Genomic DNA, 11,850 nt, shown 5'->3' with positions numbered 1-11,850 from the left:
TTTATCATTAATTAAGACTTTTTTCTTCTTTAAAGTAAAAATAATGATTTTGATTATTGATAAATCCTTGTAGGTAAAAATTATCTAAATTAATTACTAGTTTTATCTCCTTGCTTTTATCACTATTTTTTAAGATTAAGATTCTTATTTTATTTGCACCAAATTCTCTTAATTGTAGAATTTCATCTAATTTTTCTATAATTTTAATATTAGCGCCGCGTTCTTTTATTTTTGCTAGTGTTTCAAATTTATCTGTCGTAACAATTTCTTCGTTATTTATTATTCTTAACGGATCAATTTGGTTATTTTTCATAAAGTCTTTTAACATTTTTTGAATATTTTCAGAATAATTTTTATCTAAAGTAATTTCTTTTTCAATAATATCAGTTTGAGCTGGTGGTGCTTGTCTTTTTTGGCGCGTTAATGTTTCTAGACTGTTTTTAATTTTATCTTTATTGTTATTAGGCTTATTGGTGGCTGATGGTCCTGCTGCATTGCTGGTTATCAAAATTATTCCTAGTAATTCTAAAAGTTTTTTCATACTAACTAAATTCTTTTATTGAATTTTTGCTAACTAATAAATTTTTATAGTAACGATCCGTGCCACCCTTAAATTTATAAAATTTAATTAATATAAATTAATTATAAATCATCAATAAGAATTTTTATCATTTTTTCAGTTTATTGAATACTAAAATTTGTTAAAGTTGCTATCAAGAAAGGTAATTTATTATGTTAAAAATTAATAATAATGTAAAAAACTTAGAAAACAAGCATTGATTCAGCTTATTTGCAACCCATAAAAACATGTACACCAATAAATGCAAACAATTAGCTAATAAATATGAAAAATTAGATGAATACCTATATTTATATCATTATCGTTTAAAACAAAGTTATAAAGTAGTTCATTTTTCTTCAAGAACAATTATTACAATTTTTGGTGAAGTTACTTTTAAACGACGCCGATATAAATATTGAAATCAAAAATCAGGTAAATTTGAATACGTATGTTTGGTAGATAAAGAAATTGGTCTATTATCCAAACAACGCATTTATTTTGATGTCCAATTTAAAGTTTTAAGTCTTTTGGGCGATGGTAAACGCTATCGTGATGTTGTAGATGTTCTAAATCATTGTTATATTTCAAAAGCTAGTATTTCAAATATTTTAAATAAATATGATATTGCTGAATATTTCCAACTAGCAGAAAAAGAAACTAAAACTAGAATTGATGTCAAAAATAAGGATTTATATATTCAACTAGATGAGACATTTTTATCGACATTAGATCAGAAAGTTAAACAAGACCAAAGAATTCGTTTAGTTACTTTTCATACCGGACATAAAGAAAAAAAATACAAAAATGCCCGTAGAGAATTAGAAAACAAACGAGGTCGTTTTCTAATGTTAAAAGTTGGTAAACGAATAAATACAACGGATTATCATGATTTATTAATTAAGGAATTACAAAAACATTATGTGAATATTAATTATGACAGAATAATTGTTTGCGGCGAAGGCGCTACTTGAATTAGAGAAATTTCCAATAGTTTTGGTAATGTTAGATATATTTTAGATGGTTATCATGATATTAAAAAATTAAAACAAACTGCATTTAATATTATTTTTGAAAATCGTAAAGTAACACTAAATAGTTGAATTAAATTATATAAGAAACAAATTTAAGGGAAGCGAGTAATTATTTCAGTAATAATAAGCAAGGTATTCATCATCAAAATTTAGAGTGAAATATCGGTTGTAGCATTGAAAGTGATGTATCACATTTGGTAAAACAACAATTAGGATATGGAGCGAAAATATATAATCATAAGAATTTAAATAATCTATTACATTTAAGAATGGCAAATTTAAACAAATTAAATGTATTACATTATATTAATGAAAATATTAATTCAGAAATAGAAATCAGAAAAGAAATATATAAAAATTCATTATGAAATAAATATAATAATAAAAATGATGATAGTTGAATTAATTATAAAGGTAATGCTGTAACAAATAAATATAATAGATTTAAGTAAGTAAAAATATTAGTTAAAATTTAATAAAATTAATAATTTTTTATTGTTTAAAAATTCAATAATATGATAAAATGGTAATGAATAAAAATGAAAATAACAAGAAAGGTATGGTTAGTTTAGTAATTAAATAATATAATTAGTTGATTGTTTTGCTTCTTCAAAGCAATACCTAAGAAAACTAAACGCGACCAATTAAAATCATTTTTTAATAACACACACCCCCAGGAGAATTAAATAATTTTTTCTAAGGTAGGTCTCCTGACTTAATTTCAACCACTAATTATGCCTTCTCAAAAATAACTTTTCAATTACTTATATAATTAATGTCAATATTACAGTTGCTGGTACAGTTTTAGAATCACACTAAATTCCCTTTTAATAATTACATTAAATGCAATTAACCTTATAAAAAATATTTTTATTTATTTATAAAATAACCTTACAATAAAAATAACTAACTCACATTTATTTTTAAAATATTTTTTAAAAATAAAATAATCAGAATATAAAAAATACTATAAAGAATTTCTTCATAGTATTAATTATCTTCGTAATTAAGCAGCAACTGCTACAGCATCAGTAATAACATCAGTGGATGTTATTGTTGAATTAGAATTAAAAATAAAGTCATATACTTCTTCATAATGTTTAATCGGAATAATTTTTAATTCATTTAACACCTCGTTAGGAATATCATCTAAATCTTTCATATTTTTATCAGGTATTAAAATTGTACTAATCCCACTGCGATGAGCAGAAATTGATTTTTCTTTTAAACCACCAATTGGTAAAACATTCCCTCGTAAAGTTATTTCCCCGGTCATTCCAACATCACTAGATACAGGTCTTTTAGTTAAAGCAGAAATTATTGCTGTTGTTATTGTAATCCCCGCTGAAGGTCCGTCTTTAGGTACTGCCCCTTCAGGAACATGAATATGAATATCATTATTACTAAAAAACTTGGAATCAATATTAAACTTCTTACTATTAGCTTTTAAATAATCCAAAGCAATATTTGCTGATTCCTTCATAACGTCACCTAAAGTTCCTGTTAAAACCAACTGTCCTTTACCTGAAAAGAAATTTACTTCCATTGAGAGAATATCGCCACCAAAAGCAGTATATGCTAAACCAGTAGCAACACCAATTTGGGCTGTTCCTTCTTTTTCAGTATATTCAAACTTATGTTTACCTAGATATTGTTTAACCTTTTCAATATTCACTAATTCATCACTTAAATGTTTAGCTAAATAACGAACAATAAACTTTCTCGCAATTTGATGCAAACATCGCTCTAACTGTCGTACACCAGCTTCACGAGTATAATATTTAATAATTTTTTTAATTGCACCATCTTCAAATTTTAATAACTGCTGATTTAAACCATTACCTTGCAATACTTTAGCAATTAAATGATTTTTAGCAATTTCCATTTTTTCAATTTCTGTGTAAGATGATAATTGAATAAGTTCCATTCGGTCTAATAATGGTTCGGGAATATCTTCCATATAATTAGCCGTAGCAATAAACATTACTTTTGATAAATCATAATTTTCTTCTAAGTAATGATCAGAAAACTCAAAATTTTGTTCTGGGTCTAATACTTCCAACATTGCACTAGCGGGGTCACCGCGATAATCATTAGCCATCTTATCAATCTCATCAAGCAAAAATAAAGGATTAATACTTTTAGCTCGTTTCATTGATTGGATTATTCTTCCTGGCATTGAACCAATATATGTTTTTCGATGACCACGAATTTCTGATTCATCACGAACACCACCTAATGATAACTTCACAAAATTTCTTCCTGTTGCTTCAGCAATTGACTTAGCAAGTGATGTTTTTCCTACTCCGGGAGGACCTACTAAACAAATAATTTGTCCTTTTAATGATTTAGTCATTTGTTTAACAGCTAAATGTTCAATAATTCGTTCTTTAACTTTTTCCAAACCATAATGATATTTATCTAAAGTTTGTAAAGCAAATGGTAAATCCTCAATTTCTTCCTTTTCTTCATGTCAAGGAATTGCCATTACCCAATCAATGTATGTTCTAATAATATTAGCTTCACTTGATGCTTGCGGCATCATTTCATAACGATTAATTTCTTCCTTAACACGAACTTTAATATTCTCAGGAAATGGTTCTTTTTGAAGACGATCTAAATATTTCTTCATCTCGTTACTATCGTCATCAATTTCACCTAATTCTTCTTTAATTGCTTCAAGTTTTTCTCGTAAATAAAATTTCTTTTGCTGTTCATCAATTCTAACTTTAATTCTTTCAGAAATATTTTGATCAATTTCACCAGTTTGCTTGTGACTATTAACATTATCAACTAAAAGATTCAAGCGTTGCTCAACATTTAACTCTTCTAAAATAGCTTGTTTTTTATTTAACGGTAAAAAAGGTAAAAACTGTGCTAATGTATCAATTACTTCTCCAGGACTACTATTAATATTTACCTTAATCTCTTGTAAGATATCTTCAGGAAGACCTTCTTGCATTTCCAATAATCCTGTTAAATTATTAGTAATTTTTTGGACTAATTCTTCAACACTACCTTCATGATTTGATTCTAAAACCTCAATATCACTTTCATAATAAGCGCCATTATCTTTTAAATTCAGCAATTTAACCCGATTGAGTGACTTAAAATTAACCGTAAACGAACCTTCTTCTCAAACTTTTTTTATTTTTAACTTAGCAATAACTCCAACATCAAATATTTCATCAATTGTTGGTTCATCATCTAAAGGTTTTTTTTGTGACACTAAAATAACTTGATTATTAAAATTACCCTTAGCCACTTCAATAGTCTTTAATGATTTATTACGACCAATTTCTAAAACCTGCTCAAATCCGGGATAAATATAACTACCTCGTGTAACCAAAACAGGAATATTTTCCAAAGACTTTATTTGTTCTTTATCTATCATTATGATACCTCCATAAAACAGATTTACTTAATTATATAATAAAAATTTAGCACTTGCAATATTAAAGTGCTAAATCTATTTTATCCATTATTCTCATAAAGAAAATTTAATAACCTACGATGTTTTAAACCTTCTTCAACAATACTAGTATCCATAATTTTTTCTTTAGCTTCTTCTGGTGTCATCTTATAAAACTTAGCAAACTCAATAATTTCTTGTTCTACCTCATCGTTACTAACTTGAATTTTTTCTTGCTTCATAATTTCTTGTAAAATTAAATAATTACTAATTTTTGTTTTAGCGTCGCCGCGTAACTCCTTTTTAATATCTAATTCAGTTAATTTAGTTAACTTCAAATATTCTTTTAAATCAATATTTTGTTCTTTTAACTTCTGCTCAAATTCACCTTGAAGATTTAATACTTCTTTATCAATAATTGATTGAGGAATATGAATCGTTGCTGTTTTAGAAATTTCTAATAATAAATTATTAATAAACTCATCTTTAATTTCTTCTTCATTTTTCCTGATCAAATTTTCTTTAATAAAATTTTTTAATTGTGCTAAATCTTCAATACCATCAATATTAGCATCTTTTGCTAACTCATCATTAATTTCTGGAACAATCTTATTTTTAATTTCTTTAATCTTAACTTTAAAAGTTACTTCTTTCCCTGCTAAATCTGGTTGTAAATAATCTTTAGGAAACGATACAAGTAAATCCTTTTCTTCACCAGCCATCAATCCAATCATTTGTTCTTCAAAACCAGGAATAAACTTTTTTGAACCAATTTCTAAACTAAAATTTTCTGCTTTTCCACCAGCAAAAGACTTACCATCTTTAAACCCTTCAAAATCAAAAATAACAACATCACCATTAGTAATCTTATCTTCTTTAATTTCTAAAATAACTGATTTTTCTTGTAACTGACTAAGTGCCTGATTAATATCCTCATTATTAACAATATTTGCCATTTTCTCAATTTTTATATTTGTATATTTTTCAACTTTAACTTCCGGCTTTAAATCAAATTCAAAAGAAATAGTATATTTTTCCATTGACAAAACATCAATATTTCAACTTGGCTGATTAAAAGGTTTCAATGGATCATCTTTTAATAAAGCAAATTTTCACGCTTTATCAGCTGCAATATCATGAGCTTCATTCAAAATTTGTGCTTCACTTAAATATTTTTGTACCATCGCTTCTGGCGCTTTGCCTTTACGAAAACCTGGTATTTGTAAACGGCCTTTCAACTTATTTGTTACCTTTTCAATAGTATCTTCTCATTCTTCTTTTTCAAATTCAATAATATACTTTCCTTTATTTTCTTCAATATTTTTTTTACTTGTAAATTTCATCAAATATCCTCCTATATTTCAATGATTTAATTATACCCTTGATTAATTACTAAATGCAATTAAACTTTAACAAATATCCAATAATAAATCTTAAAAAATTTGTTCTTTCTCAATTTGTAATAAAAATCTTTCAGTAAGAACAACATCAGTTTTTAAATTTTGACAAATCTGTTTTAGCTTACATTCATCATCACCTTGCATAATTTGTGCTTTATAAAAAATAGCACTAACTACCGCAGGAAGATCCGCCATTAATGGCAAATTAGGATATTGACTATATCAATAATTTTCTCATAAGTATCAACAAACCTGTTCTAAACTAGGATTATCATTATAAACAAAATTACTTAAAATAGTTTTAACTTTTTTAGTACATTCATCAAGATGAAATTCAGAAATCAATATCGGATTAACAAAATACTGACCATGTGTTTTTTGAACAATAAACACCTCATCAATATCTTGTCTTTTTAAAACTATTAACAAATGCGTTTTATTTTCATTTCTAAACAATGAATTTTTTAGATAATCTCGTAATGTTGATAATATTTTTCTAGCATTTTGCTCTTCTAAAAAATTAAACGCTACTAAATGAATTTCTTCATCAAACGGATTATTAATAATTTCTTTAATTGTCTCTAAATCTCATTGCTTAATATTTGGTTTTTCTTTTGTTAACTGTTGAATTTCATCATAAAGTTTAATAATTTGTTGTTCATATTTTTTTGGTATATAAGGTAAATCTAATTCAAATTTTAACTTAACTTTCGCTTGTTCATAGTTTTCATTAGCAATTAACTGTTCAATTTTTTTAATAAAAAAAGTATAATATTTATTATTCATTAAACTTATTCACCAACATTTTTATTTTAAATGGCGCCCATGAAGAGACTTGAACTCTTGACCCTGCGCTTAGAAGGCGCATGCTCTATCCAACTGAGCTACATGGGCACATTTTATACTACATAAAAAATAATAACATTATTAGCTTTAAACTGCAATTATTTTAAATAAAAGATGGAGTAAAGTTTATTGGGGTTATTAGATTATGTTTTGAAAATTAATTCTTAAATATAAGAATTAATTGCAACTATGAGTACGGAACTCATCAGACTTTTCTTTTCACAAAATAATTATAACCTAAAAAGTATTTTTAAACAGCAAAAAAAGTTTTAATTTTGTCGAAAACTCTTGATAAAATAAAAAAAATCATCAACTTGATAATTTTAAAAGGCTTTTATGTAAAATTACTATTTTTACTTTAATTTTTTATACATTAAAATATAATACCGCTGTTTGTTGGTTTGGAGTTAAACCCTTATGTTGGTATTTTCATTTTCAGAGATTTAAATAATTTTTAATATTAGTAAAACCTAAAACATGATAATGAATTAAGGCTTCTTTAAGACTAGATTGTAATTTACTGATTTTATTTAAGTTACGATAACTAGCTTCAGGATTAATTGTTGTTTTAGTTACACATAAAGTAGAATTTTTTTGTTTTGCTACTAAAAAATATAATTTTTGCATATCAGAAGTAATAATTGAATTTTGGTTAATTAATTCTTTGTTCATATTTTCAATAACTCATTGTTTTTGTAAACGTTTGGTGTTTGTGGATTTAACATAAATATTGTTATTATTATCAACTGCCATTTGAATACAGCATTTAGTATTAGTTGCGAATGGATCAAGGTGAATTCTTCGTGGATCAGTTTTATGTTTGAAATTTCCTTTATGAATTTCTTTAATAAATGTTTCATCGATTTGGATTTTACCAGATAATTTTAAAGGACGCATAAATTTTTGTTAGGTAGGTAAAGATTTGAATAAGTATTAAGGCAGTCAGCAATGATTGTCTTTTTATTTTATGAGGTGTTAAAATTTTGTTCTTTGAAAATTAAATACAAGTGAATTAATAATGTTGGTATGTATTAAAGCACGATAAATTGTGGGTGGTCGCCATAACCAAAAGAAGTTTACCAGTTGATAGATAATGCCCTATTAGCTATAGCAATTTGTTTCATTTTGCAATAAAAAAATGAATGGGTGGATTTCCTAAAAATATACACGCTATTAAATTAGTTCCAAGGGTAGGGCGCGGATATTAAAGTGTAGAAATTCCTATATAGGGGTATTTTAAGTTTAAAATTATTCAAATATTTATCTAATTAAAAAACAAAATTTAATAACAAAGCTTATTAAACACTTAAATCTGCGATATATAAGTGTTTAAAAAACTAAGTTAACTAACTTAGTTAATATAACTTAGTTTATCTATAAGAAAGGTAACTTACTATGAAAAACATTGAAAACATTTTCTTAAATACTAAGAAATATCTTTTAAAAGAAACACAAAACGCAATGCTTATTAAAGCGCCAAAAATTCCGTGATTTAATAAACAAATCGGTATTTGGTTTCCAAGGCGATTTGTTTATAAAGGAAAATATGAAAATTCAATTTGCATTGGAAAAATAAAAGATAATAAATATCAAGTAATTTCAATTAATCAAAAAGAAAATGAAACCAAATTAATTAAGGGACAAGAATTATTAAGCTTCTTCATTGCCGAAAAAGAAAACAACAAAAAAGATATAAATTATAACTATTTTAAAGGAGTAGACAACTATAACAAAGATTATTTTATTCAAATTGGTTTCTTTTATCGCTTGGTAATTACTTTTTATCCAAAAAAATACTTAATTAATGTTACTGGTAATTCAGAATTATTACTAAGAAGTCATTTTTTTACTTTTGATAAAAAAACGCACCAAGAAAATTATAATGCCATTAACAACAACAATAGTATCTACCAAATTGATTTTAATGTTTTAAAATCCTATGATAATAAACTGATTACCTTGCCAACCAGCAAGACTGCTAACAGCATCAATTACCTTAATATGGACATTGATATTCGTTATGGTAGTAACATTTTTGCCTTAACATTTCCGCTTTATCATAAAGGAAACAACTCTAACTACAATTTTAAAATCTATGACTTTAATGTATTAAATTCCACGACCTTTACCCCTGATGGTTCCGCCAATTCAGAATGAGATGATTTAATTCCGCCAGCAAATTGCAAATATTCTGGACGATGAATACCTACTTTTAACGATATTGGTTGTGCCATTCAGAATGCTAGTATCAAAATGTTAAACTGCTGACGGCATCACAAATCATTACGATTTTACGACCATTAGCAATTATTGCAAAAGCAACAGTTAATTTTTCAACTGCGATTTTTCCGGTTTTTAAAACAGTACCGGCCTTTTACTATACTTTTCAATTTTTAATTGGTTTTGCCATCTTTCTAATGATTTTAAGGATTTTCGTGTATTATATATATAATATATATTGAAAAATAAAGTAATAAGGGAATTAAAATAATGAAAATTTTAAATATAATTGCTCTTTGAGAATTAACAATATTGCCAATAGTTGGATGTTCCAAAAAAACAAATGAAATAATAATACCTAAATTAAAAAAAAGTAATCAAGTATCTGAAATTAACTTAACAGAAGCGGAATTTACAATATGAAAAAATGAAACCCCTTATAAGCCTGCACCAGCGTGAAAAACCGAAGTGCAATTTTCATTAAATGATATAGAGAAGCAATCAGGAATAAACCCAATAAATCCTGTAGAAGAGTTATGAGACAATAAAGGACGAATTCAAAGTTATATTAATCAAAATCAAATTAATATTATTAAAAAACTTAACGAATTACAAATAAATACAAAATGAACAGAAGTTGGAAAAGAATAAAAACAAAATATCAAAATAAAAAAGATTAAAATAAAATTTGAATATTAAAAAGATACTTTTGCCGGCGTAATATGAAACTGGTGAAAAAAACTAGAATTTAAAGCCGAATTAAAAAAATAATGGGACTGTAGTACAATTAACTGTGTCTCCAAGTAATTAACTTAAATTCACTCTGTGGCCCCCCTAAAAAAAATTAATGTGAAATCGCACTACCACAATTTTGAATTGGCATCGTTCATTTCTTAACCATATTTTGAAATGCTAAATAGCATATTTTAAAAACTGTAACTACCCAAAGAAAGATGGCTTTTTACGATAACAACACCTTTGAACAACTAAGCAACTTTTCATTTTTTCTCCTTTCTATTTTAACAAAATAAAAAAGCAACAATATTAAATTGTTGCTTCTAAAATTTATTTATATTACACTTCCTTAATTTTTATTTTCACAAGCAACTAAAATAGTTGTACTTGTTCCAATTAAAGTTATTATTTTAAATAGCTAATATCGTTTTTATAAAACCTTATACTATAGTAGTAACTGTATTTGTTCTTACTGGCCCTTCTCTTTCTGATGAAAAAATGCTTTCCCATTAAATGTTATGTTATCATTGTTTTTATCTATAATAATTTCATTGGATAATAAACTATATTTTTGTAAAATTTGCATTACTTCTGTAATTGATAATATAACTATTTGTTCTTTATTGTTATCATCAATTATTTTGGCAGTAATATTTCCTGTAATTTTTTGTTTTAAATTTAATATAACTTTAGATGTAATTATTCTTGCTGGATAAGTAATTTTTAATTTTTCATTGGGATTAAGTTCAAATTTATCAGCGTGTTCCTTAAAAATACTTAAAATTATTTCTTGTTCTTGTTTATTTGTGTTTGATAAATCAAATTAATTTGATAATGTATTAATGATTTCAGAATTTTTATTATTTATATTTGTAAAATCTGTTAATTTCATTTCATCATCAGAATTTATGTTTCAACCATTTAATTTATTTTCTTGTTTTGTTTTAGTTAATCCTGTTGTAATTTGAAATACTAATTTTGATTTTGAATTATATTCACAAGCAGATACATTAAATGATCTTGTATTTGGAGTTTTATTTATGATTTCTCTATCAGAACATACATTTTTAGGAACATTAGATCATAAAAATGAATTTTCTTGTTTTGTTATTTCAGTATTTGAAAAATTTAAATTATTAGTATCAATATATTTTATTTCTTTAAATTTTAAATTTGGATTTTCATCTTGAAATTTAAAAAATAATGCTTTTTTAAGAAATTCATTTAAATTAATAATTTTATTTTGTTGATTATCAATTGAATAATGTATTTTTATATTATTATCATTATTTAAATTATCTTTTATCTTTACTATAGCTAAATTATTTGTTTTGCTAATAATTTCTAATTGTGAAATATCTAAATCAGGATTTAAATAATTTAATTCACTTAAAATTATATTATCAAAATTATTACTAATTTTTCCTAAATTAGAATTTAAATCATAATTACTGTATTCATAAACATTTTTATCTGATGAACCAATATATAATTTATTATTTAAAATAGCCCCCGAAGAAGCGGTTCGCGCATTTGTTGTCATAACAATTTTTTGTTTTCCTGTTACCGGATTATATTCATAAACATTATTATCATCTGAACCAAAATACAATTTATTATTTAAAACAACTCCAGAAGATTCAA

At 25.3% G+C, this 11,850-nt stretch carries 10 protein-coding genes, 1 tRNA gene and 1 riboswitch; of the genes, 4 read left to right on the top strand and 7 right to left on the bottom strand.

All coding sequences use genetic code 4. The features are described 5' to 3' along the window. Positions 1–7: 7 nt before the first annotated feature. Entirely contained in the window at positions 8–541 is a 534-nt protein-coding gene (locus tag I5Q57_RS00955) for a ribosome-inactivating family protein (RefSeq protein WP_215826391.1), read from the bottom strand. Positions 542–732: 191 nt separating this feature from the next. Here I5Q57_RS00955 and I5Q57_RS00950 point away from each other — a divergent pair, with 191 nt between their 5' ends. Both I5Q57_RS00950 and I5Q57_RS00945 read left to right on the top strand, forming a co-directional pair. After that, positions 733–1,689 carry an Mbov_0401 family ICE element transposase-like protein gene (locus I5Q57_RS00950; protein ID WP_215826390.1) on the top strand — a complete coding sequence of 319 codons (957 nt, stop codon included), beginning with the start codon at positions 733–735 and terminating at the stop codon, positions 1,687–1,689. A 173-nt stretch (positions 1,690–1,862) separates the two neighbouring features. Next, positions 1,863–2,045, top strand: coding sequence for a hypothetical protein (locus tag I5Q57_RS00945; protein ID WP_215826389.1), 183 nt, complete (start codon positions 1,863–1,865; stop codon positions 2,043–2,045). Positions 2,046–2,276: 231 nt separating this feature from the next. Next, positions 2,277–2,466: riboswitch (cobalamin riboswitch) on the bottom strand. Positions 2,467–2,599: 133 nt separating this feature from the next. Here the strand turns inward: I5Q57_RS00945 and lon are convergent. From lon to I5Q57_RS00920, 5 genes are all read right to left on the bottom strand, one after another. Further along, positions 2,600–4,987: an endopeptidase La gene (lon, locus tag I5Q57_RS00940; protein WP_215826388.1), complete on the bottom strand. Its 2,388-nt coding sequence runs from the start codon at positions 4,985–4,987 to the stop codon at positions 2,600–2,602. A gap of 80 nt (positions 4,988–5,067) precedes the next feature. Continuing rightward, complete coding sequence (gene tig / locus I5Q57_RS00935; protein ID WP_215826387.1) at positions 5,068–6,348, bottom strand: trigger factor; 1,281 nt, start codon at positions 6,346–6,348, stop codon at positions 5,068–5,070. Between the two features lie 90 nt (positions 6,349–6,438). After that, positions 6,439–7,191, bottom strand: a complete 753-nt coding sequence (locus I5Q57_RS00930) for a DUF3196 family protein (RefSeq protein ID WP_215826386.1) — start codon at positions 7,189–7,191, stop codon at positions 6,439–6,441. Positions 7,192–7,222: 31 nt separating this feature from the next. Next, positions 7,223–7,299, bottom strand: a tRNA-Arg gene (locus I5Q57_RS00925). A 318-nt stretch (positions 7,300–7,617) separates the two neighbouring features. Then, positions 7,618–8,148 carry a transposase gene (locus tag I5Q57_RS00920; protein WP_215826385.1) on the bottom strand — a complete coding sequence of 177 codons (531 nt, stop codon included), beginning with the start codon at positions 8,146–8,148 and terminating at the stop codon, positions 7,618–7,620. Positions 8,149–8,646: 498 nt separating this feature from the next. On the opposite strand from I5Q57_RS00920, the gene I5Q57_RS00915 reads away from it, so the two are divergent. After that, entirely contained in the window at positions 8,647–9,555 is a 909-nt protein-coding gene (locus tag I5Q57_RS00915) for a hypothetical protein (protein WP_215826384.1), read from the top strand. A gap of 186 nt (positions 9,556–9,741) precedes the next feature. Beyond that, entirely contained in the window at positions 9,742–10,122 is a 381-nt protein-coding gene (locus I5Q57_RS00910) for a hypothetical protein (RefSeq protein WP_215826383.1), read from the top strand. Between the two features lie 907 nt (positions 10,123–11,029). Here the strand turns inward: I5Q57_RS00910 and I5Q57_RS00905 are convergent. After that, entirely contained in the window at positions 11,030–11,818 is a 789-nt protein-coding gene (locus I5Q57_RS00905; RefSeq protein WP_215826382.1) for a hypothetical protein, read from the bottom strand. Positions 11,819–11,850: the final 32 nt, after the last annotated feature.

Origin of the sequence: Spiroplasma endosymbiont of 'Nebria riversi' (assembly GCF_018831625.1) — a bacterium.
In the GTDB taxonomy this organism is placed as follows: domain Bacteria; phylum Bacillota_I; class Bacilli_A; order Mycoplasmatales; family Nriv7; genus Nriv7.
Note: the sequence above shows the minus strand (reverse complement) of the source record. Positions and strands in the feature narration are given on the sequence as shown.